Below are 23,706 nucleotides of genomic sequence, written 5' to 3'. Positions count from 1 at the left end.
CGCCTCGCTCAATTGGATATCTCATGGCCCAGGCGCACCACGCGCTTGGGCAGGTCACCGCCGAGCCAGTAGGCCAGGTCGGCGGGGCGCTCTATCTGCCAGGCGACGAAGTCCGCCACCTTGCCCACCTCCAGCGAACCATGGCTGTCGCCCAGGCCCAGTGCCATGGCGGCATGCAGGGTGACGCCGGCCAGGGCTTGCTCCGGGGTCATGCGGAACAAGGTGCAGCCCATGTTCAGCATCAGCCGTAGCGACAAGGCCGGCGAGGTGCCGGGGTTGAGGTCGCTGGCCAGGGCGATCTTCACGCCGTGGCGACGCAGGGCATCCATCGGCGGCAACTGGGTCTCGCGCAGGAAATAGAAGGCGCCGGGCAGCAGCACGGCGACGGTGCCGGCCGCAGCCATGGCGATGGCATCCTCCTCGGTCATGAACTCCAGGTGGTCGGCCGACAGCGCCTGGTAGCGCGCCGCGAGGCTCGAGCCATGCAGCGACGACAACTGCTCGGCGTGCAGCTTGACCGGCAGGCCCAGCTCCCGCGCCTTGATGAACACTCGCTCGACCTGCTCCGGCGAGAACGCCAGGTGCTCGCAGAAGGCGTCCACCGCGTCCACCAGGCCTTCCCCGGCCAGGGCCGGGAGCATCTCGTCGCAGATATGCGCGATGTAGTCGTCGGCCCGCCCGGCATACTCCGGCGGCAGGGCATGGGCGGCCAGACAGGTGCTGCGCACCGTCAGCGGCAGCTCCTCGCCCAGGCGCCGGGCGACCTTCAGCATCTTGCGCTCGTTGGCCAGGTCCAGGCCGTAGCCGGACTTGACCTCGATCGTCGTGACGCCATCGCGCATCAACGCCTGGACCCGCTGGCGGGCACTGGCCAGCAGCTCGTCCTCGCTGGCCGCGCGGGTGGCCCGCACGGTGCTGGCGATGCCGCCGCCCTGGGCGGCGATCTCGGCGTAGCTGACACCCTGCAGGCGCTGCTCGAACTCACCGCTGCGGTTGCCGCCGAACACCGCGTGGGTGTGGCAGTCGATCAGCCCCGGGGTGACCCAGGCACCGCCCAAGTCCACCGTGCGGTCGGCCTCGACCACAGGGCGATCGTCGCGCGGGCCGATCCACTCGACCAGGCCAGCGCTGGTGATGATCGCCGCGTCCTCGATGATCGAGTAGCGGCCCTGGGCCAGGGTCGCCACATGACAATGCTGCCAGAGGGTTCTCATAAAAGGTCTCCGTGTCTAGCGGTGCAGCTCGGCCGGCTCGCGCACCGGTTCGCCCTGCCCGGCCCGCGGCTTGCACCAGAGCAGGTAGGAGGCGACCAGGAACACCACCCAGAGCACGCCGACGATCAGCGCCGCCTGGGTGTCCGGGAAGTAGCCGAGCACGCCAAAGATGAACAACATGAAAACGATGGCCATGGCCGGCCCGTACGGCCAGAACGGTACCGGGAACTTCAACTGCGCCACCTGCTCGCGGCTCATGCTGCGGCGCATGGCCACTTGGGTCACCAGGATCATGAGCCATACCCATACGGTCGCGAAGGTGGCGATCGAGGCGATCAGCAGGAACACGTTCTCCGGGATCAGGTAGTTGAGCACCACGCCCAGCAGCAGCGCCGCGCCCATGACCAACACGGTCAGCCACGGCACGCCATGCCGGGAGACCTGGGCGAAACCGCGTGGCGCATGGCCTTGCTGGGCCAGGCCGTACATCATGCGGCCAGCGCCGAAGATGTCGCTGTTGATGGCCGACACCGCCGCCGAGATCACCACGACGTTCAGCAAGGCCGCCGCCGAGCCGATCCCCAGGTGGCTGAAGATCTGCACGAACGGGCTGCCCTGGCTGCCGATCTGCGGCCAGGGGTACAGGCACATCAGCACGAACAGGGTGAGGATGTAGAACAGCAGGATACGCAGCGGCACGGCATTGATGGCCTTGGGGATGACCCGCTGCGGGTCCTTGGCCTCACCGGCGGTGATGCCGATGATCTCGATGCCGCCGAAGGCGAACATGACCACGGCGAAGGAAGCGACCAGGCCGGCGATGCCATTGGGCATGAAGCCGCCATGGGCCACCAGGTTACTCAGGCCGATGGCGTTGTCGGCACCCACTTGGCCGAGGCCGAAGGCCATGATGCCCAACCCGGCGAGGATCATCGCGACGATGGCGCCGACCTTGAGCAGCGACAGCCAGAACTCCATCTCGCCGAACACCTTGACGTTGCACAGGTTCAGCCCGCCGATCAGGAAGACGATGCCCAGCACCCAGATCCAGCGGGGCACCTCGGGAAACCAGAAGCCCATGTAGATGCCGAAGGCGGTGACGTCGGCGATGCAGACGATGATCATCTCGAAAGCGTAGGTCCAGCCCAGGACGAACCCGGCCATGGGCCCCAGGTAGGTGCTGGCGTACTGACCGAAGGAGCCGGAGACCGGGTTGTGCACGGCCATCTCACCGAGGGCGCGCATGACCATGAACACGGCCGCGCCACCGATCAGGTAGGCCAGCAGCACGGCGGGGCCGGCCATCTGGATGGCCGAGGCGGAGCCGTAGAACAGCCCGGTGCCGATGGCCGACCCCAGGGCCATGAAGCGGATGTGGCGGGCATTGAGCCCGCGCTTGAGACCTTCTTGTTGCATATCGCGTCCTTATTCTTGTTCTGGTCCTGAAGCGAAGGGGCCGCTTCGCGCCCCATCGCCGGCAAGCCGGCGCCCACAGGTATCGCGCCGACCTTGGGAGCGGCGCCAGCCCTGTGGGAGCCGGCTTGCCGGCGATGAGGCACCGCAGAGCTAGAGGCTCGGCAATACGCCCGCGGGCAGCAACCCGGTCAGGCAGCCCTTGGCCAGCAGCGCGGCGGCCGCTTCGATGTCCGGGGCGAAGAAACGGTCGCGGTCGTAGTGCGGCACTTCGCGGCGCAGGGCCTGGCGCGCCTGCTCCAGCTTGGTCGAGGTCTTCAGGCCTTCGCGCAGGTCCAGGCCCTGGCAGGCACCCAGCCATTCGATGGCAAGCACCCCACGGGTGTTCTCGGCCATCTCCCAGAGGCGCTTGCCGGCGGCTGGGGCCATGGACACGTGGTCTTCCTGGTTGGCCGAGGTCGGCAGGCTGTCGACGCTGTGCGGGTGCGACAGAGCCTTGTTCTCGCTGGCCAGGGCGGCAGCGGTGACCTGGGCGATCATGAAGCCGGAGTTGACCCCGCCGTTCTCCACCAGGAACGGCGGCAGCTGGGACATGTGCTTGTCCATCATCAGCGAAATGCGGCGCTCGCTCAGGGCACCGATCTCGGCGATGGCCAGGGCGATGTTGTCGGCAGCCATGGCCACCGGTTCGGCGTGGAAGTTGCCACCGGAGATCACGTCGCCTTCGGCGGCGAATACCAGCGGGTTGTCCGACACCGCGTTGGACTCGATCGCCAGCACTTCGGCAGCCTGGCGCAGCTGGGTCAGGCAGGCGCCCATGACCTGGGGCTGGCAGCGCAGGGAGTACGGGTCCTGCACCTTGCCGCAGTTCTCGTGGGACCGGGACACTTCGCTGCTGTCGCCCAACAGGTCGCGGAAACACGCGGCGGTGTCGATCTGGCCGCGCTGGCCGCGCACTTCATGGACGCGCGCATCGAACGGCGAGCGCGAGCCGAGCGCCGCTTCCACGGTCAGGCCACCGCAGGCAATGGCCGCGGCGAACAGGTCTTCGGCCTGGAACAGGCCGCGCAGGGCGTAGGCGGTGGACGCCTGGGTGCCATTGAGCAGGGCCAGGCCCTCCTTGGCGGCCAGGGTCAGCGGCTCCAGGCCGGCGACCGCCAGGGCCTCACTGGCCGGCAGCCACTGGCCCTTGTAGCGGGCCTTGCCTTCGCCGAGCAGGACCAGCGACATGTGCGCCAGCGGCGCCAGGTCGCCGGAGGCGCCAACCGAGCCCTTGAGCGGGATGTGCGGATAGACCTCGGCGTTGACCAGGGCGATCAGCGCATCGATGACCTTGCGACGGATGCCGGAGAAACCACGGCTGAGGCTGTTGATCTTCAGGACCATGATCAGCCGCACCAGGTCGTCGTCCAGCGGGGCACCGATGCCGGCGGCGTGGGACAGCACCAGGGAACGCTGCAGGTTCTCCAGGTCGTGGCTGGCGATGCGGGTCGAGGCCAGCAGGCCGAAACCGGTGTTGATGCCGTAGGCGGTACGGTCCTCGGCGATGATGCGCTCGACGCAGGCGACGCTGGCGTCGATGGCCTGGCCGGCGCTGGCGTCCAGTTGCAGGCGCACCGGCGCTGCATGGATGGCGCGCAGTTGCGCCAGGGTCAGGGTGCCGGGCTTGAGGGTCAGTTCGGTCACTTCGCTACTCCAATTCGCAGGGGGCCCGCAGGCCCCTTCTTGTTATTCAGTATCAACGTAATTCGGCGACAACCCAAAGAACGTCGATCAGCCCGTGATCATCGGCAGGTCCAGGCCCTGCTCCTTGGCGCAGTCGATAGCGATCTGATAGCCGGCGTCGGCGTGGCGCATCACGCCGGTGCCCGGGTCGTTGGTCAGCACGCGCGCGATACGCGCCGCCGCTTCGTCGGTACCGTCGCAGACGATGACCATGCCCGAATGCTGGGAGAAGCCCATGCCCACGCCACCGCCATGGTGCAGCGAGACCCAGGTGGCGCCGCCTGCGGTGTTGAGCAGGGCGTTGAGCAGCGGCCAGTCGGAGACCGCGTCGGAGCCGTCGCGCATGGCTTCGGTCTCGCGGTTGGGGCTGGACACCGAGCCGGAGTCCAGGTGGTCGCGGCCGATGACGACCGGTGCCGACAGCTCGCCGCTGCGCACCATCTCGTTGAACGCCAGGCCCAGCTTGGCACGCAGGCCCAGGCCGACCCAGCAGATACGCGCCGGCAGGCCCTGGAAGCTGATGCGCTCGCGGGCCATGTCCAGCCAGCGGTGCAGGTGAGCGTCGTCGGGGATCAGCTCCTTGACCTTGGCGTCGGTCTTGTAGATGTCCTGCGGGTCGCCCGACAGGGCCGCCCAACGGAACGGGCCGATGCCACGGCAGAACAGCGGGCGGATGTAGGCCGGGACGAAGCCGGGGAAGTCGAAGGCGTTGGCCACGCCTTCTTCCTTGGCCATCTGGCGGATGTTGTTGCCGTAGTCGAAGGTCGGCACGCCCTGCTTCTGGAAGTCGAGCATGGCTTGCACGTGCACGGCCATGGACTGCTTGGCCGCCTTGACCACGGCGGCTGGCTCGGTCTGCGCACGGTCGCGGTACTGCTCCCAGGTCCAGCCGGCGGGCAGGTAGCCGTTGAGCGGGTCGTGGGCGCTGGTCTGGTCGGTGACCATGTCCGGGCGCACGCCGCGCTTGACCAGCTCTGGCAGGATTTCGGCGGCGTTGCCATGCAGGGCGATGGAGATGGCCTTGCCTTCGGCGGTGTAGCGGGCGATGCGCGCCAGGGCGTCGTCCAAGTCGCTGGCCTGCTCGTCCACGTAGCGGGTCTGCAGGCGGAAGTCGATGCGGCTCTGCTGGCATTCGATGTTCAGCGAGCAGGCGCCGGCCAGGGTCGCGGCCAGCGGCTGGGCACCGCCCATGCCGCCCAGGCCTGCGGTCAGCACCCACTTGCCCTTGAGGTCACCGCCATAGTGCTGGCGGCCGGCCTCGACGAAGGTTTCGTAGGTGCCCTGGACGATGCCCTGGCTGCCGATGTAGATCCAGCTGCCGGCGGTCATCTGCCCGTACATGGCCAGGCCCTTGGCATCCAGTTCGTTGAAGTGTTCCCAGTTGGCCCAGTGCGGCACCAGGTTGGAGTTGGCGATCAGCACGCGCGGGGCGTTGGCGTGGGTCTTGAACACGCCGACCGGCTTGCCCGACTGCACCAGCAGGGTTTCGTCGTCTTCCAGGCGGGTCAGGGTCTCGACGATCTTGTCGTAGCACTCCCAGTTGCGCGCGGCGCGGCCGATGCCGCCGTACACCACCAGCTCCTTCGGGTTCTCGGCCACCTGCGGGTCGAGGTTGTTCATCAGCATGCGCAGCGGCGCTTCGGTCAGCCAGCTCTTGGCGGTCAGCTTGTTGCCACGCGGGGCGCGGATTTCTACGTCACGGTATTTGTTGTTGTCAGTCACGGGAATGTCCTCTGCGGTCAGGTCGACGGCGGTGTGTCGATGGGGATATACAAACACACCTTTACTTGTATGTACAAGCATGGACAACTAAAAATTTTCGACCGTTCCTCGCCCGGCAGAAAATAAGAAGGGGCCGCTGCGCGGCCCAATCGCGGGCAAGCCCGCTCCCACAGGATTCCGCGTAGCCCTGGCAGGCGGCGCAGTACTTGTGGGGGGCTTGCCCGCGATTGGGCTGCACAGCAGCCCCTTTTCACGGTGAAAATATCAGCGTGGCATCAGTTCGATCAGGCAGAACCGTCCCTGCACATCCAGCTCCAGCAAGCCGTCGTTGCCTTCCAGGTGCAGGCAGTCGTACAAGCCCAACTGCTGTACCCCATGCCCCGGCACGCTCGCCTCGACATGCCCGCTGGCCGCGAACAACAACACCGTCGACGCCGAACTGTACGCCCGCTGGGTGCCGTCGAACCATTGCAGCCGTGCCCGGTAGCGTTGGGGCGCATAGATCAGGTTGAAGTCGCGGATCGGCCCGCCCAGCAGCTTGCAGCTGACCTGGCTTTCGCCACCGAACGCGAAGGCATCGAACGGCAACAATGGCCGACTGGCCTGGCCATCGACCAGCAGGCGCATGCCGTCGCCCTGCAGCACGGTGATGATCCGCTGGTAGCCGGCAAAGGTGGAGAACCCACCGGACTCCTCGATATCGGCGATCGACAACCGCCAACCGAAGCCCTCCAGGCCCTCGCCGGCGTCGCGGGTGATCTCTTCGGTGAAGCCTCCACCGTTCTTCCAGGGCATGCGCGGGTAGTCTTGGGCGCGCAACAGCTGCAACGGGCTCATTTGCTGAATCGTCCTTCCAGGCGATGACGGGAACCGGGGTGGATCAGCCGCGCGGCGGTCACCGGCTGGCGGCCGGACCAGGTGCGGCGGCGGATCAGCAGGCAGGGCTCACCCTGCTCGATCTGCAACAGGCGGCATTCGTCGGGCTCGGCGAGGATGGCTTCGACCACGTGCTCGCCCTCGGTCAGCGGCGCGACCTGAGACAGGTAGGCGTAGGGCGTCTGCCGGGTGAAGTCCTGCTTGAGGTAGTCCGGGGCGACCTGCGCGTTGACGTAGCGGTCCTCGATCTGCACCGGCACGCCGTTCTCGTAGTGCACGATCAGCGAATGGAACACCCGCCCGCCTTCACGCATGTCCAGGGCCAGGGCGCGCTCGGAGCCGGCGGCCTCCTCGGCGAGGGTGATCACCTGGCAGCTATGCTGGTGGCCACGGCCGGCGATCTCGTCGGCGATGTTGTTGACTTCGAACAACGCCGAGCGGGTCTTGGGCTCGGCGACGAAGGTGCCGACGCCCTGCATGCGTACCAGCAGGCCTTCGGCGGTCAGTTCGCGCAGGGCGCGGTTGATGGTCATGCGGCTGAAACCCAGCTGGCTGACCAGTTCGCTTTCCGAGGGCACCCGGTGATGCGGCGGCCAACTGCCGTTCTCGATCTGCTGGACGATCATCTGCTTGACCCGGGCGTAGAGCGGCGCCGGCCCTTCGCCCATCTGGGCAACCAGCGCGGAGACAGGAGGTGTCGGCACGGCTTTGTTTCCTTGTGCGATTGAATGAGCGGTAGCTTGCCGGAGTTTACCTGGCAGGCAAACGTCTGTATATGTATATACAAATAATCAGAACGGGGTTATCCACCGATGTCCGCCTATTTCGCCGAACGCGCCCTGCTGCCTACGGGCTGGGCCCGCAATGTCCGCCTCGAGGTCAGCGACGACGGGCACCTGTCCAAGGTCGACGCCGAGGCCTCGGCCGAGGGCGCCGAGCGGCTGGCCGGCCCGCTGCTGCCGGGCATGCCCAACCTCCACTCCCATGCTTTCCAGCGCGCCATGGCAGGCCTTGCGGAAGTGGCCGGCAACCCCAACGACAGTTTCTGGACCTGGCGCGAACTGATGTACCGCCTGGTTGGCCGGATCACCCCGGAGCAACTGCAGGTCATCGCCCGCCAGCTGTATATCGAGATGCTCAAGGCCGGCTACACCTCGGTGGCCGAATTCCACTATGTGCACCACGACCCTCAAGGCCAGGCCTATGCCGATCCGGCCGAACTGTCCCGGCGCATCAGCACGGCGGCCGCGGCCTCGGGCATCGGCCTGACCCTGCTGCCGGTGCTGTACAGCCACTCGGGGTTCGGCGGCCAGCCTCCCAGCGAGGGGCAGCGTCGCTTCATCAACTCCACCGAGCGTTACCTGGACCTGCAGCAGCAGCTCGCGCCGCTGCTGGCGGCGCAACCGGCACAGCGGCTGGGGCTGTGCTTCCACTCGCTACGCGCAGTCACCCCGGAGCAACTGGCGACGGTACTGGCCGCCGGCGATCCAGCCAGCCCGGTGCACATCCATATCGCCGAACAGCAGAAGGAGGTCGACGACTGCCTGGCCTGGAGCGGGCGTCGTCCGCTGCAATGGTTGTACGAGCATGTGGACGTCGACCAGCGCTGGTGCCTGGTCCATACCACCCATGCCGACCCTGGCGAAATCACCGCCATGGCGCGCAGCGGCGCGGTGGCCGGCCTGTGCCTGACCACCGAGGCCAACCTGGGCGACGGTATCTTCCCGGCGGTGGACTACCTGGCCCAGGGTGGCCGCCTGGGTATCGGCTCGGACAGCCATGTGTCGCTGAGCGTGGTCGAGGAACTGCGCTGGCTGGAGTACGGCCAGCGCCTGCGTGACCAGCGGCGCAACCGCTTGTACCGGGGCGACCAGCCGATGGTCGGGCGCACGCTGTATGACGCGGCGCTGGCGGGCGGTGCCCAGGCGCTGGGCCAGGCGGTGGGCGAGCTGGCGGTCGGCAAGCGCGCCGACTGGCTGGTGCTCGATGGGCAGGACCCTTACCTGGCCACGGCCAGTGGCGATGCCATTGTCAATCGCTGGTTGTTCGCCGGCAGCGATCGCCAGGTGCGCGATGTGATGGTCAACGGGCAATGGGTGGTGCGCCAGGGACGACACGGGCAGGAAGAGGAAAGCGGGCGGGCGTTCGTCGAGGTGCTGCGCCAGTTGCTCGGCTGATGCGGGCAAGCGCCAAGCCCGTCAGTCGAAACTCAGCGTCGCCAGTTGGGGCCGCTTCGCGGCCTCAACTGGCCCATGGAACTACCTTGAAAGGCAGCGGTACAGGCTTTCAATGCCTGCTGACGATCTGCTTGTCCGCTTCCCGCCAGATCAGCCGCGTGGTGTCGTACCCCTGCTGCCGCGCCCTGGACAGCAGGCTCTCGCGCTCCCACGCCGGCAGGTTCGGGTTGCGCGACAGAATCCACAGGTACTTGCGGTCGGGGCTGCCGACGATCGCCGTGCGGTAGCGCTCATCCACGTACAGGATCCAGTACTCGCCCCTGGCCACGCCTGGCACCAGGCGGGTGAACCAGTTGTCGAACTCCACCCACAGCCGGTCAGTGCGCCCCTGCTCCTGGGGCTTGGCCTTGCCTTCGGCGCGCAGCCACTCGTCGCCCAGGGTGCGACAGCGGTTGATCACGGCGACGCTGCCATCGGGCTTGAGGCTGTAATGCGCCTCGGACTGGGCGCACTCACGCTGGTAGGCCATCGGCAGGCGCGCCAGCTCGAACCACTTGCCCTGGTAGCGCTTGAGGTCGACGGTACCGGCGGTCTTGGGCGCCAGCGGGTCGTTGGCGGAGGTGGCGCAACCGCCCAGCAGCATGGCCAGGCAAAGCCCCAGCAGCAGGTACAGGGGCCTCATTTGAGACCCTGCCCGGAATACATCAGCACCTTGTCCGCCGCGTACTGCACGCTGATGAAGCTCGTCTCGTCCCCCCAGGTGCAACTGCTCATGCCCAATGCCCCCGAACATTCAGTGGGCGTGCCAAGCAGTTGCTCGACCTCGGCCTTGCTCATGCCGGCCTTGAGCTTGGAATAGTTTTCCTGGTTGATCTTGCTGCAGGCGGTCAGGACGACGCACAAGGACAACAGGGCGAGGGAACGCAACGACATGAAGGGACACTCCTGGAGATGTAGGCACAAGCGCAACGGCCTGCAGGCAGCTTAGAAGGCAAAAAGCCGCCTCGGTTCCCTGGCCACCCCGCTTTTACCCCCTGCCGTTGGTCGGTTGATGGCAGATGGCAGTGGGGCCGCTTTGCGCGGCCCCAGCAGGATCAGAACCTGGACCCAGGTTCCAGGAGAAAGTCCATCTCTTCGCTGGTACTCGGCCTGCCGAGCACCAGGTTGCGATGCGGGAAGCGCCCGAACCGAGCGATCACCCGCTGGTGCTGCTCGGCATAGTCGAGGAACCCCTCGAACAGCCGGCGGTTGGCCTCCGGCTGCTCGTCCAGCAGCATCTGGTAGCGTTCGACGCACAGGTTCTGCCAGTCCAGCACCTCGGCATGCTCCAGCACCAGCAGCACGAACACCCGCTGGATCGGCAGCAGCTGGTAGTCCCAGCCCTTCTGCAAGCCCTGCATGGCCACCACCTGGGCACGCCGGTCGCCCTCGAAGGCGCGTGGCGTGTCGCGGTGGATCATGCGCGGCAACTGGTCGAGCAGCAACAGCAGGCCAAGCCAGCCCTGGGGACTCTGCTGCCACTCGTCCAGGCCGCCGGCCAGGGCATGCTCCACGAGTTCGCCGAAGTACTCGCGCGCCTCGTCGTCGTGGTGCTTGCCGAACCACAGCGTACTCTTCTCGTCAGCCACGGCCTGGGGGCTGGCCCCCCAACCGAACCACCATTCCAGCAACGGCTGCCAAGGTGCGAGCATGACTTACTCCTTGTGGTAGGCGGTGACGCGCTCCACCTCTTCCTTCGAGCCGAGGATCACCGACACGCGCTGGTGCAGGCTCTCTGGCTGGATGTCGAGGATACGCTCGTAACCGTTGGTGGACGCGCCACCGGCCTGCTCGATGATGAACGACATCGGGTTGGCCTCGTACATCAGGCGCAATTTGCCCGGCTTGCTCGGCTCGCGGGCATCGCGTGGATACATGAACAGGCCGCCACGGGTCAGGATGCGGTGCACGTCGGCGACCATCGAGGCGATCCAGCGCATGTTGTAGTTCTTTTTCAGCGGGCCGGTGTCGCCGGCCAGCAGTTCGCCCACGTAGCGCTGCACCGGGGCTTCCCAGTGACGCTGGTTGGACATGTTGATGGCGAATTCGGCGGTGCTTTCCGGCACGCGGATGTTCTCGTGGGTCAGGACGAAGCTGCCCAGCTCGCGGTCCAAGGTGAAGCCCTTGACGCCATTGCCCAGGGTCAGCACCAGCATGGTCTGCGGGCCATAGATGGCGTAGCCAGCGGCGACCTGCTTGGCGCCTGGCTGGAGGAAGGCCTTCTCGTTCAGCGTTTCGTTCTGGCTCAGGTACTCGTTCGGGCAACGCAGCACCGAGAAGATGGTGCCGACCGAGACGTTGACGTCGATGTTCGACGAGCCGTCCAGCGGGTCGAAGACCAGCAGGTAACCACCCTTGGGGTACTTGCCCGGGATCTGGTAGGCGTTGTCCATTTCCTCGGAAGCCATGCCGGCCAGGTGACCGCCCCACTCGTTGGCCTCGAGCAGGATCTCGTTGGAGATCACGTCGAGTTTCTTCTGCACCTCGCCTTGCACGTTCTCGGTGCCCAGGCTGCCGAGCACGCCGCCCAGGGCGCCCTTGGACACGTTATGGCTGATTTCCTTGCACGCACGCGCCACCACTTCGATCAGGAAGCGCAGATCGGCAGGGGTATCGTTGCTGCGGGTCTGCTCAATCAGATAGCGACTCAGGGTAACGCGGGACATGTATGGCTCCGAAGATGGAAAGGGGTAGAAAAACCCCCGCAGTTTACAGGGAGAGTTGCGGGCTAGCGAGCAGTGAGACTCGCCTGGGCTTTCAGACGGCACATCGGGCAGTGAGTTCAGCCAGTGCCGGGCCGGTTGTCAGGTGAGGCCTCATTGGCGGGCCTCGATGCCGGTCAGTCTAGACTTCCAGCTGTCATCTGGGGCGCGAAGCGGCTTCCAAAAGCACCGCTCGCCCCATGAGTGCCCTTCCTCAATCCAGGGCCTTCCAGATCTCGGTGGCATATTCGCGGATCGTCCGGTCCGACGAGAACCAGCCCATCCGCGCCGTGTTGAGCACCGCCATGCGCCACCAGTCCTGGGGCGCGTGCCAAAGCTCCTCGACCCGCCGCTGGGCATCCCAATAGGCGTCGAAGTCGGCGCACACCAGGAAGCGGTCATGAGCCACCAGCGAATCCAGCAGGCCCGCGTAACGCGCCGGGTCATCCGGCGAGAACACCCCGCTGCGGATCGCCTGGAGCACATCGCCCAGGCGGTTCGAGGCGGCGATCGCCGTGGCCGCGCCGAAGTCGCCCGCACGCCGGCGCGCCTCCACCTGCTGCGCGGTCAGGCCGAAGATGAACATGTTCTCGGCACCGACCCGCTCGCACATCTCGACGTTGGCGCCGTCCAGGGTGCCGATGGTCAGGGCGCCATTGAGGGCGAACTTCATGTTGCTGGTGCCCGAGGCCTCGTAGCCGGCCGTGGAGATCTGCTCGGACAGATCAGCAGCGGGGATGATGCTCTCGGCCAGGCTGACGTTGTAGTTGGGCAGGAACACCACCTTGAGCAGGCCCCGCACGGTCGGGTCGTTGTTGACCACCCGGGCGATGTCGTTGGCCAGCTTGATGATCAACTTGGCCTGGTGGTAGCTGGCGGCAGCCTTGCCGGCGAAGATCTTCACCCGTGGCACCCAGTCGGTGTCCGGCTCGGCGCGCATGGCCTGGTACAGGGCCACGGTGTGCAGCAGGTTGAGCAACTGGCGCTTGTACTCGTGGATGCGCTTGACCTGCACGTCGAACAGCGCCTCGGGGTTGACCGTCACGCCCAGGCGGTCCTGGATGATGCTGGCCAGGGCACGCTTGCTGTGCAGGCGCTGGGCGGCGAACTGGCGGCGGAAGGTGGCCTTGTCGGCGAACGGCGCCAAGGCCTCGAGCTTGCCTTGCGGGTCGTCCAGCACCTCCGCGCCCAAGGCTTCGACCAACATGGCGGTCAACTGTGGATTGGCCTGGAACAGCCAGCGACGGAAGGTGATGCCGTTGGTCTTGTTGTTGATCCGCTGTGGGTAGAGCTTGTGCAGCTCGGCGAACACCGTGCTCTTCATCAGCCGGCTGTGCAGCGCCGAGACGCCGTTGACGCTGTGCGAGCCAAGGAACGCCAGGTTGCCCATGCGCACCCGGCGGCCGTTGTCCTCCTCGATCAGCGACACCGCCCGCAGCACGTCGAAGTCGTGCAGGCCTTTGGCCCGCAGGGCGTCGATATGGTAGGCGTTGATCAGGTAGATGATCTGCATGTGCCGGGGCAGCATGCGCTCCATCAGGGCCACCGGCCAGGTTTCCAGGGCCTCGGGCAGCAGGGTGTGGTTGGTGTAGGCCAGGGTGCCGACGGTCAGGTCCCAGGCGGTGTCCCAGGGGATCTCGTGCTGGTCGACGAGCAAGCGCATCAACTCGGCCACGGCGATCGACGGGTGGGTGTCGTTGAGCTGGATGGCCGCGGCCTCCGGCAGGTTGAGCAGGTTGTCGTGCATGTTCAGGTGGCGGCGCAACAGATCCTGCAGCGAGGCCGAGACGAAGAAGTACTCCTGACGCAGGCGCAGCTCCTGGCCGGCCTCGGTGCTGTCGGCCGGGTAAAGCACCCGCGAGATGCTCTCGGCCCGCGCCACCTCGGCCACCGCCCCCAGGTGGTCACCGGCATTGAAGCGCTCCAGGTGCAGTTCCTCCAGGGCCCGTGCGCGCCACAGGCGCAGGGTGTTGACGCTGGCCCCGCGCCAGCCGACCACCGGCGTGTCGTAGGCCACCGCCCGCACCGTCTCGCCCGGCCACCAGACCTGGCGCTGCTGGCCGTGGGTGTCGTACACCGTCTCGACGCTGCCACCGAAGCTGATCGGGTAGATCACCTCGGCCCGCTCGAACTCCCAGGGGTTGCCGAAATCCAGCCAGTGCTCGGTCTGCTCCTGCTGCCAACCGTCGACCAGCGCCTGCCGGAACAGGCCATGCTCGTAGCGGATGCCATAGCCATGGGCGGCGATCCCGAGGGTGGACATGCTTTCCATGAAGCACGCCGCCAGGCGCCCCAGGCCGCCGTTGCCCAGGGCCGCATCGGGCTCGAGCAGACGGATGCGCTCGAGGTCCACGTCCAGACCTTCCAGTGCCTCGCGGGCGATGTCCAGCAGGCCCAGGTTGCTCAGGCTGTCGTACAGCAAGCGGCCGATGAGGAACTCCAGGGAGAGGTAGTAGACCCGCTTCTGGCTGCGCCGGTAGGCCTGTCGGGTGTGGTCCATCCAGTGATCGACCATGTGATCTCGGGCAGCCAGGGCGATGGCCTCGAACCAGTCGTGGTCGAAGGCGTGCTCCGGGTCCTTGCCGACCGCATAGGTCAGCTTGGCCAGTACAGCGGCGCGAAAAGCAGCCACCTCTGCGTCACGAGCTTTGGGTTCCTGGGACATGCGGCATCCTCGGGCAAGTTGACGAAAGCGGAGGGAGATTGTTCAGCCTAGACGCTTCGACACGGAGCGACAGTGCCGGTTCGCGGTTTTCATGATCCGTTGGGCAATCGGGCGAAAGGTTGTTCACAAATTGAACGGCTCCGGTATGATCGCGCGCCCCAAGACCGTGATCCGCCCCCATAACGATGAAACCGACCCTGATCGCCGCCGCCGAAGTCGACCGCCTGGATACCTGGCAACGCTATGCCAGCCACATGTGCGGGGGCTGCCATTCGACCTGTTGCACCTTACCCGTGGAGGTGAAGATCAAGGATCTGATCCGCATCGGCGTGGTGGATGAGTTCGAGAAGGACGAACCGCCGAAGAACGTGGCCAAGCGCTTGCAGAAGGAAGGCATCATCGAGCGCTTCAGCCAGAAGTCGGGGATCTTCACCCTGGCGCGCATGAGCAACGACGACTGCCTGTACCTGGATCGCAAGAGCCGGATGTGCACCATCTACGACGTACGGCCAGACACCTGCCGAAACCACCCGAAGGTCGGGCCGCGACCGGGGTATTGTGCATACAAACCGAAGCAAAGCGGGCGCTGAGCCTTTTTTTTATCGGCCGGGCAAGCCTCGATCCCTGCCGGTTGAGCGGACCTTGAAATCCTGGGGCCGCTGCGCGCCCCAAAACGACAATACCCTCCTTAACCACCCGCATTGGAACGATGCCCCGCCGTCTCGACAATGCAGGCATAAAAAAACCCGGCCAGCCAGCCTAATGTCAGTCAGTTAAGCGGCGCTTTGTCATTTTTGGGGCTACCTTGCAGCCCATCGCCGGCAAGCCGGCTCCCACAGGGACCGCGGCGACCACACATGATGCGGTTTGCACGGACAGTGTGGGAGCCGGCTTGCCGGCGATGGGGCGCGAAGCGACCCCAAATGACAACTGAACGTCTTAACTGACCGGCATTGGGCCAGCCAGCCGGGTTTTTAATGCCTCAAAGCAGCATCACTTGCTCGCGCGCTTACGCTCGTTCTCGGTCAGCAACTTCTTGCGCAGGCGGATCGACTTCGGCGTCACTTCGACCAGTTCGTCTTCGTCGATGAACTCCAGGGCCTGCTCCAGGGTGAACTTCACCGCCGGGGTCAGCTGGACGGTGTCGTCCTTGCCGGAAGCACGCATGTTGTCGAGCTTCTTGGCCTTGGTCGGGTTGATGACCAGGTCGTTGTCACGGCTGTGGATACCGGCCAGCATGCCTTCGTAGACTTCGTCGCCCGGCGACAGGAACAGCTTGCCGCGGTCCTGCAGGGTTTCCAGGGAGTAGGTCAGCGCGGTACCGCCAGCCATCGAGACCAGCACGCCATTCTGGCGGTGGGTCACGCCACCGGCCTTGATCGGGCCGTACTTCTCGAAGGTGCTGGTCAGGATGCCGGTACCCGAGGTCATGGTCAGGAAAGCGTTACGGAAGCCGATCAGGCCACGGGCCGGGATGATGTACTCCAGGCGGATACGGCCCTTGCCGTCCGGCACCATGTTGGTCAGGTCGCCCTTGCGCAGGCCCATCTGCTCCATCACCGGGCCCTGGTGCTGTTCCTCGATGTCGATGGTGACGTTCTCGTACGGCTCCTGCTTCTCACCGTCCTTCTCGATGATCACCACTTCCGGACGGCCCACGGCCAGCTCGAAGCCTTCACGGCGCATGGTTTCGATCAGGACCGACAGGTGCAGCTCGCCACGGCCGGAAACCTTGAACTTCTCCGGGCTGTCGCCCTGCTCGACACGCAGCGCCACGTTGTGCAGCAGCTCCTTGTCCAGGCGGTCCTTGATGTTACGGCTGGTGACGAACTTGCCTTCCTTGCCGGCGAACGGCGAGTCGTTGACCTGGAAGGTCATGCTCACGGTCGGCTGGTCGACGGTCAGCGGCGGCAGCGCCTCGACGTTCTGTGGGTCGCACAGGGTGTCGGAGATGAACAGCTCGTCCATGCCCGAGACGCAGACGATGTCGCCGGCTTCGGCCTCGGCGACTTCGACGCGCTGCAGGCCCGAGTGGCCCATGATCTTCAGCACGCGACCGTTGCGCTTGGTGCCGTCGTCGCTGATGGCCACGACCGGGGTGTTGGTCTTGATCTTGCCGCGGGTGATGCGACCGATGCCGATCACGCCCAGGAAGCTGTTGTAGTCCAGCTGGGAGATCTGCATCTGGAACGGGCCTTCGGTGTCGACGACCGGGGCCGGCACATGGTCGATGATCGCCTGGAACAGGGCGTCCATGTTGTCGTCCATGTTCTCGTGGTCCATGCCGGCGATGCCGTTCAGGGCGCTGGCGTAGACGATCGGGAAGTCCAGCTGCTCATCGGTGGCGCCCAGGTTGTCGAACAGGTCGAAGATCTGGTCGATGACCCAGTCGGGACGGGCGCCCGGACGGTCGATCTTGTTGACCACGACGATCGGACGCAGGCCGGCCTTGAACGCCTTCTGGGTCACGAAGCGGGTCTGCGGCATCGGGCCGTCCTGGGCGTCGACCACCAGCAGTACCGAGTCGACCATCGACATCACGCGCTCGACCTCGCCACCGAAGTCGGCGTGACCGGGGGTGTCGACGATGTTGATGTTGTAGCCGTTCCACTTGATGGCGGTGTTCTTCGCCAGGATGGTAATGCCGCGTTCCTTTTCCTGGTCGTTGGAGTCCATCACGCGCTCGCTTTCCGCCTCTTTGCGGTCGAGGGTGCCGGAGAGCTTCAGCAGCTTGTCGACGAGGGTGGTCTTGCCATGGTCGACGTGGGCAATGATGGCAATGTTGCGCAGATTCTCAATCACTGTGTGTTTCTCGATCTAGGTATTCGGTGACCGCTGCCCGCAGGCATCGGGTTCAAGGCATTCGGCGCTCAGTACCGGTCGGGAGGACGATGGCGAGAACGGTCGCCATCGTGCTTCCTAGGCGGGGCGATAAACGCGCACATTGGCGTGTCCCTCGCTGAGCAGGTGATGAGCATGCAGACGGCTCATGACACCTTTATCGCAATAGAGCAGGTACTGACGGTTGGCATCCAGGTGCTTGAAGCGGCTGTTGAGCGCATAGAACGGCAGCGCCTGGACTTCGATGCCTTCGAGCACCAGGGGTTCGTCTTCCTGGGCGTCCGGGTGACGGATGTCGAGGATGATCTGGCCCGGCAGGGCCTCGCTCACTTCCTCGACCTCGATGTCCTGGCCCAACTCGTCGATGACGTGGTCGATCGAGATGAAGCGGGCGCGCTCCAGGGCGCGCTCGAGCACCGCCATGTCGAACTGGTTCTCTTCATGGGCGACCCGGTGCGGCTTGGCACAGGTGGTCGGGTTCACCGAGATCACGCCGCAATATTCGGGCATGTGCTTGGCGAACTCGGCGGTGCCGATCTGGTAGGCGGTGTCGATGATGTCCTGCTTGTGGCTGGCCAGCAGCGGGCGCAGCACCAGCTTGTCGGTGGCCTGGTCGATCACCGCCAGGTTCGGCAGGGTCTGGCTCGATACCTGGGAAATCGCCTCGCCGGTGACCAGGGCGTCGATCTCCAGGCGCTCGGCGACCTTGGCCGCGGCGCGCAGCATCATGCGCTTTAGGGTCACGCCCATGTAGCTGTTGTCGACCTTGCCGAGGATCTCGCCGACCACTTCCTCGAACGGCACGCTGATGAACAGCACGCGCTGGCTGCTGCCGAACTTCTTCCACAGGTAGTGGGCGACTTCCATCACCCCCAGCTCGTGGGCGCGGCCACCGAGGTTGAAGAAGCAGAAATGGGTCATCAGGCCGCGGCGCATCATCTGGTAGGCGGCCACGGTGGAGTCGAAGCCGCCGGACATCAGCACCAGGGTCTGCTCCAGGGCGCCCAGCGGGTAGCCGCCGATGCCCGGGTGACGGGTGTGTACCACATAGAGGCGCTGGTCGCGGATCTCCAGGCGCACTTCCACCTCGGGGTGCTTCAGGTCGATACCCGCGGCGCCGCATTGCTGGCGCAGCTGGCTGCCGACATAGCGGTCGACGTCCATCGAGGTGAAGTCGTGGTGGCCGCCGCGCTTGCAGCGCACGGCGAAGCGCTTGCCGGCCAGCAGCGGGCCGAAGTGTTCCTTGCACTTGGCGACGATGTCGTCGAAGTCGCCCAGCGGGTATTCCTCGACCTGCAGGAAGTGGGCGATGCCCGGGGTGCAGGTGAGGCGCTCGACCATCTCGCGCTGGACCTTCTCGTCCTCGACGCGGGTGACCACCTCGAGATTGTCCCAGACACCATCGACCACCAGCTCGGGATCCAGGTCCTTGAGCACCAGGCGGATGTTCTTGCTGAGCTGGCGGATGAAACGCTTGCGCACCGGCCGGCTCTTGATGGTGATTTCAGGGAAGACTTTGACGATGAGTTTCATTGGATAACAGCGCGCGCGGGGCCTGCCGAAAATGAGGGGCGCGAATTATAGCGGAAATTGCTCAAGGTTTGAGCAGAAGGTTTTGGTATTTCGACGATAGGGAATGATTTTCGGGGTGCCTGTACCGCCCCTGTCGCCGGCAAGCCGGCTCCCACAGGGGCCCAAGCCCTGCAAACCGCATCGACTGTTTGACTCGCCCCTCTGCGGGAGCGGGCTTGCCCGCGAATAAGGCCAAGGCAGTCAGCGCAAAATCCAGCAAGCACCATATTGGTGCATCCAGCCAGAAAAACGCCTCTTATAGGTGCAGCCTAAAGCCCCCTAACCCCGCAAAACGCCCGAAACCGCCAGGTTTTATCCCCGCCTCGCCATTTTTGGGCACTGGCATGCAATTTGCTCTCTTGTGAGGCAGGTAAGCTTGGCCGACTATCCGCGCCCGGCGACACCCTTTTTCCAGGGCAGCGGCCCACCGCGCCCTAGACCCATCCGGAGGACAACATGTCGAAGTCGGTTCAACTCATCAAAGATCATGACGTCAAGTGGATTGATCTGCGTTTCACGGACACCAAAGGCAAACAGCACCACGTCACCATGCCCGCTCGCGATGCGCTGGACGAGGACTTCTTCGAAGCCGGCAAGATGTTCGACGGCTCGTCGATCGAAGGCTGGAAAGGCATCGAAGCCTCCGACATGATCCTGATGCCGGACGACTCCTCCGCCGTGCTCGACCCGTTCACCGAAGAGCCGACCCTGATCCTGGTCTGCGACGTGATCGAGCCTTCCACCATGCAAGGTTACGACCGCGACCCACGCGCCATCGCCAAGCGCGCCGAGGAATTCCTGAAGTCCACCGGCATCGGCGACACCGTGTTCGTCGGCCCGGAGCCTGAGTTCTTCATCTTCGACCAGGTCAAATTCAAGTCCGACATCTCCGGCTCCATGTTCAAGATCTACTCCGAACAAGGCTCCTGGATGACCGACCAGGACGTCGAAGGCGGCAACAAGGGCCACCGTCCGGCCGTCAAGGGTGGCTACTTCCCGGTTCCGCCATGCGACCACGACCACGAGATCCGTACCGCCATGTGCAACGCCATGGAGGAAATGGGCCTGGTCGTCGAAGTTCACCACCACGAAGTGGCCACCGCCGGCCAGAACGAGATCGGTGTGAAGTTCAACACCCTGGTCACCAAGGCTGACGAAGTCCAGACCCTGAAGTACTGCGTGCACAACGTCGCCGACGCCTATGGCAAGACCGCGACCTTCATGCCGAAACCGCTGTACGGCGACAACGGCTCGGGCATGCACGTCCACATGTCGATCTCCAAAGACGGCAAGAACACCTTCTCCGGCGAAGGCTATGCCGGCCTGTCCGACACCGCCCTGTACTTCATCGGCGGCATCATCAAGCACGGCAAGGCCCTGAACGGCTTCACCAACCCGTCCACCAACTCCTACAAGCGCCTGGTGCCAGGCTTCGAAGCGCCGGTCATGCTGGCCTACTCGGCCCGCAACCGCTCGGCCTCGATCCGCATCCCGTACGTCTCGAGCCCGAAAGCCCGCCGTATCGAAGCGCGCTTCCCGGACCCGGCCGCCAACCCGTACCTGTGCTTCGCCGCGCTGCTGATGGCCGGCCTGGACGGCATCCAGAACAAGATCCACCCAGGCGATGCCGCCGACAAGAACCTGTACGACCTGCCGCCTGAAGAGGCCAAGGAAATCCCGCAGGTCTGCGGCAGCCTGAAGGAAGCCCTGGAAGAGCTGGACAAGGGCCGTGCGTTCCTGACCAAGGGCGGCGTGTTCTCCGACGACTTCATCGATGCCTACATCGAGCTGAAGTCGGAAGAAGAGATCAAGGTCCGCACCTTCGTCCACCCGCTGGAATACGACCTGTACTACAGCGTCTGATGTAGGCGACGCCTCGCGTCGACGCCCTCATCGAAACGGCCTCCCTCGGGAGGCCGTTTTCGTTTTCGCGTCCCGCTCCGATGGAAAGCGGCAGGCAGCCCTCTCGCACCCTATGCTCTATATTGGTGCACAGAAAACCGCTACGCCCCGCCATGCATCCCAATTTGGGTCAGCAGCCACGGAAAACCAGGGCTTTCTGGCCCGAATTCGCGCAGATCCAGGGCTTTATCCGCAAATGCCGCTTCTTTTCGGAGCTTTGGTTTGTTTCTTGCATTTTCCTGGCAACGAGCGGACACCTGCGCGCCCGCCCCTGTTTACCGCCAGGGCACTCCATGTGCCAAAAGAGGTCAACGACGCCTTATGACCATCAGCGATGCACAGCACCGTCTGCTCCTGGACAACCTGACCACCGCCACGCTCCTGCTCAATGCCGAGCTGCGCCTGGAGTACATGAACCCGGCCGCGGAGATGCTCCTGGCCGTCAGCGGCCAGCGCAGCCACGGGCAGTTCATCAGCGAGCTGTTCACCGAGTCCACCGAAGCGCTCAACTCCCTGCGCCAAGCCGTGGAACAGGCGCACCCGTTCACCAAGCGCGAGGCCCAGCTGACCTCGCTGACCGGCCAGACCATCACCGTCGACTATGCCGTGACGCCGATCCTGCACCAAGGGCAGACCCTGCTGTTGCTGGAGGTCCACCCCCGCGACCGGCTGCTGCGCATCACCAAGGAAGAGGCCCAGCTGAGCAAGCAGGAAACCACCAAGATGCTGGTGCGCGGCCTCGCCCACGAGATCAAGAACCCGCTCGGCGGCATTCGCGGCGCGGCGCAGTTGCTGTCGCGCGAGCTGCCCGACGAGGGGCTGCGCGACTACACCAACGTGATCATCGAGGAGGCCGACCGCCTGCGTAACCTGGTCGACCGCATGCTCGGTTCGAACAAGCTGCCGTCGCTGGCCATGACCAACATCCACGAAGTGCTGGAGCGGGTCGGCAGCTTGGTGGAGGCGGAAAGCCAAGGCAGCATCACGTTGGTGCGCGACTACGACCCGAGCCTGCCGGACGTGCTGATCGACCGCGAGCAGATGATCCAGGCCGTGCTCAACATCGTGCGCAACGCGATGCAGGCGATCGGCGGGCAGAACGAGCTGCGCCTGGGCCGCATCACCCTGCGCAGCCGCGCGGTGCGCCAGTTCACCATCGGGCACATCCGCCACCGGCTGGTGGCGCGGGTCGAGATCACCGACAACGGCCCGGGCATCCCCGCCGAACTGCAGGACACCCTCTTCTATCCCATGGTCAGTGGCCGCCCGGACGGTACCGGGCTCGGCCTGGCCATCACCCAGAACATCATCAGCCAGCACCAGGGCCTGATCGAATGTGACAGCCACCCCGGCCACACCACATTCTCGATCTTCCTGCCTCTGGAACAAGGAGCCACCGCCTCATGAGCCGAAGTGAAACCGTCTGGATCGTCGACGATGATCGCTCCATCCGCTGGGTCCTGGAAAAAGCCCTGCAACAGGAAGGCATGACCACCCAGAGCTTCGACAGCGCCGATGGCGTCATGGGCCGCCTGGCCCGCCAGCAGCCGGACGTGATCATCTCCGACATCCGCATGCCTGGCACCAGCGGCCTTGACCTGCTGGCCCAGATCCGCGAGCAGCACCCGCGTCTGCCGGTCATCATCATGACCGCCCATTCCGACCTGGACAGCGCCGTGGCCTCCTACCAGGGCGGCGCCTTCGAGTACCTGCCCAAGCCGTTCGACGTGGACGAAGCGGTGTCGTTGGTCAAGCGCGCCAACCAGCATGCCCAGGAGCAGCAGGCCCTCGACGTGCCGCCAACCCTGGCCCGCACCCCGGAGATCATCGGCGAGGCGCCGGCGATGCAGGAAGTGTTCCGCGCCATCGGCCGGCTCAGCCATTCCAACATCACCGTGCTGATCAACGGCGAGTCGGGCACCGGCAAGGAACTGGTGGCCCACGCCCTGCACCGCCACAGCCCGCGGGCAGCATCGCCGTTCATCGCCCTGAACATGGCGGCCATCCCGAAGGACCTGATGGAGTCCGAGCTGTTCGGCCATGAGAAAGGCGCCTTCACCGGCGCGGCCAACCTGCGGCGCGGCCGCTTCGAGCAGGCCGACGGCGGCACCCTGTTCCTCGACGAGATCGGCGACATGCCCGCCGACACCCAGACCCGCCTGCTGCGGGTGCTGGCCGATGGCGAATTCTACCGGGTCGGCGGCCATGTGCCGGTCAAGGTGGACGTGCGCATCATCGCCGCCACCCACCAGAACCTCGAGTCGCTGGTGCAGGCCGGCAAGTTCCGCGAAGACCTGTTCCACCGCCTGAACGTGATCCGCATCCACATTCCACGCCTGGCCGACCGCCGCGAGGACATTCCCGCCCTTGCCCGCCACTTCCTTGGCCGCGCGGCGCAGGAGCTGGCGGTCGAGCCCAAGCTGCTCAAGCCGGAAACCGAGGAATTCATGCGCAACCTGCCCTGGCCGGGCAACGTGCGGCAATTGGAGAACACCTGCCGCTGGATCACCGTGATGGCTTCCAGCCGCGAAGTGCTGATCGGCGACCTGCCGCCGGAATTGCTCAACCTGCCCCAGGACGCCGCTCCGGTGACCAACTGGGAGCAGGCCTTGCGCCAGTGGGCCGACCTGGCCCTGGCCCGGGGCCAGTCGAACCTGCTCGACAGCGCCGTGCCCAGCTTCGAACGCATCATGATCGAGACCGCCCTCAAGCACACCGCCGGCCGCCGCCGCGATGCCGCCGTGCTGCTGGGCTGGGGACGCAACACCCTGACCCGCAAGATCAAGGAGCTGGGGATGAATGTCGATGGCGGGGATGACGACGACGGCGAGGAACACTGAGGTTTCGCGTTACCCCAC

At 65.4% G+C, this 23,706-nt stretch carries 18 protein-coding genes; 5 read left to right on the top strand and 13 right to left on the bottom strand.

Going from position 1 to position 23,706, the window contains the following annotated elements; translation table 11 throughout:
* Window positions 1-8: 8 nt before the first annotated feature.
* The 6 genes from hutI to hutC form a co-directional block, all read right to left on the bottom strand.
* Window positions 9-1,214, bottom strand: a complete 1,206-nt coding sequence (gene hutI / locus ACDI39_RS19715) for an imidazolonepropionase (protein WP_253168188.1) — start codon at window positions 1,212-1,214, stop codon at window positions 9-11.
* Between the two features lie 15 nt (window positions 1,215-1,229).
* Window positions 1,230-2,630 (bottom strand): amino acid permease, encoded by a 1,401-nt coding sequence (locus ACDI39_RS19710; protein WP_225790884.1) that lies wholly within the window; start codon window positions 2,628-2,630, stop codon window positions 1,230-1,232.
* A 150-nt stretch (window positions 2,631-2,780) separates the two neighbouring features.
* Window positions 2,781-4,313, bottom strand: a complete 1,533-nt coding sequence (hutH, locus tag ACDI39_RS19705) for a histidine ammonia-lyase (protein ID WP_225790883.1) — start codon at window positions 4,311-4,313, stop codon at window positions 2,781-2,783.
* 87 nt (window positions 4,314-4,400) lie between these two features.
* Window positions 4,401-6,074 carry a urocanate hydratase gene (hutU, locus tag ACDI39_RS19700; protein ID WP_486536987.1) on the bottom strand — a complete coding sequence of 558 codons (1,674 nt, stop codon included), beginning with the start codon at window positions 6,072-6,074 and terminating at the stop codon, window positions 4,401-4,403.
* 264 nt (window positions 6,075-6,338) lie between these two features.
* Window positions 6,339-6,911, bottom strand: a complete 573-nt coding sequence (locus ACDI39_RS19695) for a HutD/Ves family protein (protein ID WP_225787471.1) — start codon at window positions 6,909-6,911, stop codon at window positions 6,339-6,341.
* A complete protein-coding gene (gene hutC / locus ACDI39_RS19690; RefSeq protein WP_225787714.1) occupies window positions 6,908-7,618 on the bottom strand; it encodes a histidine utilization transcriptional repressor HutC in 711 nt (236 codons plus the stop codon). Before hutC ends, ACDI39_RS19695 begins: the two co-directional genes overlap by 4 nt.
* A gap of 144 nt (window positions 7,619-7,762) precedes the next feature.
* On the opposite strand from hutC, the gene ACDI39_RS19685 reads away from it, so the two are divergent.
* Complete coding sequence (locus tag ACDI39_RS19685; RefSeq protein ID WP_225787472.1) at window positions 7,763-9,127, top strand: formimidoylglutamate deiminase; 1,365 nt, start codon at window positions 7,763-7,765, stop codon at window positions 9,125-9,127.
* A gap of 109 nt (window positions 9,128-9,236) precedes the next feature.
* Here the strand turns inward: ACDI39_RS19685 and ACDI39_RS19680 are convergent, their stop codons facing one another.
* From ACDI39_RS19680 to ACDI39_RS19660, 5 genes are all read right to left on the bottom strand, one after another.
* Complete coding sequence (locus tag ACDI39_RS19680; protein ID WP_225787473.1) at window positions 9,237-9,809, bottom strand: lipocalin family protein; 573 nt, start codon at window positions 9,807-9,809, stop codon at window positions 9,237-9,239.
* A complete protein-coding gene (bamE, locus tag ACDI39_RS19675) occupies window positions 9,806-10,060 on the bottom strand; it encodes an outer membrane protein assembly factor BamE domain-containing protein (protein ID WP_225787474.1) in 255 nt (84 codons plus the stop codon). The genes ACDI39_RS19680 and bamE overlap by 4 nt, the downstream gene beginning before the upstream one ends.
* 161 nt (window positions 10,061-10,221) lie before the next feature.
* Window positions 10,222-10,818 carry a DUF924 family protein gene (locus tag ACDI39_RS19670; RefSeq protein WP_225787475.1) on the bottom strand — a complete coding sequence of 199 codons (597 nt, stop codon included), beginning with the start codon at window positions 10,816-10,818 and terminating at the stop codon, window positions 10,222-10,224.
* Window positions 10,819-10,821: 3 nt separating this feature from the next.
* Entirely contained in the window at window positions 10,822-11,832 is a 1,011-nt protein-coding gene (locus ACDI39_RS19665) for a class 1 fructose-bisphosphatase (protein ID WP_225787476.1), read from the bottom strand.
* Between the two features lie 250 nt (window positions 11,833-12,082).
* Window positions 12,083-14,533: a glycogen/starch/alpha-glucan phosphorylase gene (locus ACDI39_RS19660; RefSeq protein WP_225787477.1), complete on the bottom strand. Its 2,451-nt coding sequence runs from the start codon at window positions 14,531-14,533 to the stop codon at window positions 12,083-12,085.
* Between the two features lie 185 nt (window positions 14,534-14,718).
* Here ACDI39_RS19660 and ACDI39_RS19655 point away from each other — a divergent pair, with 185 nt between their 5' ends.
* Window positions 14,719-15,123 carry a YkgJ family cysteine cluster protein gene (locus ACDI39_RS19655; RefSeq protein ID WP_225787478.1) on the top strand — a complete coding sequence of 135 codons (405 nt, stop codon included), beginning with the start codon at window positions 14,719-14,721 and terminating at the stop codon, window positions 15,121-15,123.
* 403 nt (window positions 15,124-15,526) lie between these two features.
* On the opposite strand, the gene typA is transcribed toward ACDI39_RS19655, so the two are convergent.
* Both typA and thiI read right to left on the bottom strand, forming a co-directional pair.
* Window positions 15,527-17,335: a translational GTPase TypA gene (gene typA, locus ACDI39_RS19650; protein WP_225787479.1), complete on the bottom strand. Its 1,809-nt coding sequence runs from the start codon at window positions 17,333-17,335 to the stop codon at window positions 15,527-15,529.
* Between the two features lie 117 nt (window positions 17,336-17,452).
* Window positions 17,453-18,907, bottom strand: a complete 1,455-nt coding sequence (gene thiI / locus ACDI39_RS19645; RefSeq protein ID WP_225787480.1) for a tRNA uracil 4-sulfurtransferase ThiI — start codon at window positions 18,905-18,907, stop codon at window positions 17,453-17,455.
* Between the two features lie 495 nt (window positions 18,908-19,402).
* Between thiI and glnA the strand changes: the two genes are divergently transcribed.
* The 3 genes from glnA (at window position 19,403) to ntrC (ending at window position 23,688) form a co-directional block, all read left to right on the top strand.
* Complete coding sequence (glnA, locus tag ACDI39_RS19640; RefSeq protein ID WP_225787481.1) at window positions 19,403-20,809, top strand: glutamate--ammonia ligase; 1,407 nt, start codon at window positions 19,403-19,405, stop codon at window positions 20,807-20,809.
* 360 nt (window positions 20,810-21,169) lie between these two features.
* Window positions 21,170-22,255 carry a nitrogen regulation protein NR(II) gene (glnL, locus tag ACDI39_RS19635; RefSeq protein WP_225787482.1) on the top strand — a complete coding sequence of 362 codons (1,086 nt, stop codon included), beginning with the start codon at window positions 21,170-21,172 and terminating at the stop codon, window positions 22,253-22,255.
* Window positions 22,252-23,688 (top strand): nitrogen regulation protein NR(I), encoded by a 1,437-nt coding sequence (ntrC, locus tag ACDI39_RS19630; RefSeq protein ID WP_225787483.1) that lies wholly within the window; start codon window positions 22,252-22,254, stop codon window positions 23,686-23,688. The genes glnL and ntrC overlap by 4 nt, the downstream gene beginning before the upstream one ends.
* Window positions 23,689-23,706 lie beyond the last annotated feature (18 nt).

Source organism: Pseudomonas sp. Tun-23181 (assembly GCF_057415455.1).
The sequence above is the reverse complement of the archived record's forward strand: the minus strand, read 5'-3'. Positions and strand labels throughout refer to the sequence as shown.

Coding starts and splice junctions, on each gene's coding strand:
- hutI (WP_253168188.1), bottom strand. CDS start 1,214: ATGAGAACCCTCTGGCAGCATTGTCATGTGGCGACCCTGGCCCAGGGC.
- ACDI39_RS19710 (WP_225790884.1), bottom strand. CDS start 2,630: ATGCAACAAGAAGGTCTCAAGCGCGGGCTCAATGCCCGCCACATCCGC.
- ACDI39_RS19695 (WP_225787471.1), bottom strand. CDS start 6,911: ATGAGCCCGTTGCAGCTGTTGCGCGCCCAAGACTACCCGCGCATGCCC.
- hutC (WP_225787714.1), bottom strand. CDS start 7,618: ATGGGCGAAGGGCCGGCGCCGCTCTACGCCCGGGTCAAGCAGATGATC.
- ACDI39_RS19685 (WP_225787472.1), top strand. CDS start 7,763: ATGTCCGCCTATTTCGCCGAACGCGCCCTGCTGCCTACGGGCTGGGCC.
- ACDI39_RS19680 (WP_225787473.1), bottom strand. CDS start 9,809: ATGAGGCCCCTGTACCTGCTGCTGGGGCTTTGCCTGGCCATGCTGCTG.
- bamE (WP_225787474.1), bottom strand. CDS start 10,060: ATGTCGTTGCGTTCCCTCGCCCTGTTGTCCTTGTGCGTCGTCCTGACC.
- ACDI39_RS19670 (WP_225787475.1), bottom strand. CDS start 10,818: ATGCTCGCACCTTGGCAGCCGTTGCTGGAATGGTGGTTCGGTTGGGGG.
- ACDI39_RS19665 (WP_225787476.1), bottom strand. CDS start 11,832: ATGTCCCGCGTTACCCTGAGTCGCTATCTGATTGAGCAGACCCGCAGC.
- ACDI39_RS19660 (WP_225787477.1), bottom strand. CDS start 14,533: ATGTCCCAGGAACCCAAAGCTCGTGACGCAGAGGTGGCTGCTTTTCGC.
- ACDI39_RS19655 (WP_225787478.1), top strand. CDS start 14,719: ATGAAACCGACCCTGATCGCCGCCGCCGAAGTCGACCGCCTGGATACC.
- thiI (WP_225787480.1), bottom strand. CDS start 18,907: ATGAAACTCATCGTCAAAGTCTTCCCTGAAATCACCATCAAGAGCCGG.
- glnA (WP_225787481.1), top strand. CDS start 19,403: ATGTCGAAGTCGGTTCAACTCATCAAAGATCATGACGTCAAGTGGATT.
- glnL (WP_225787482.1), top strand. CDS start 21,170: ATGACCATCAGCGATGCACAGCACCGTCTGCTCCTGGACAACCTGACC.
- ntrC (WP_225787483.1), top strand. CDS start 22,252: ATGAGCCGAAGTGAAACCGTCTGGATCGTCGACGATGATCGCTCCATC.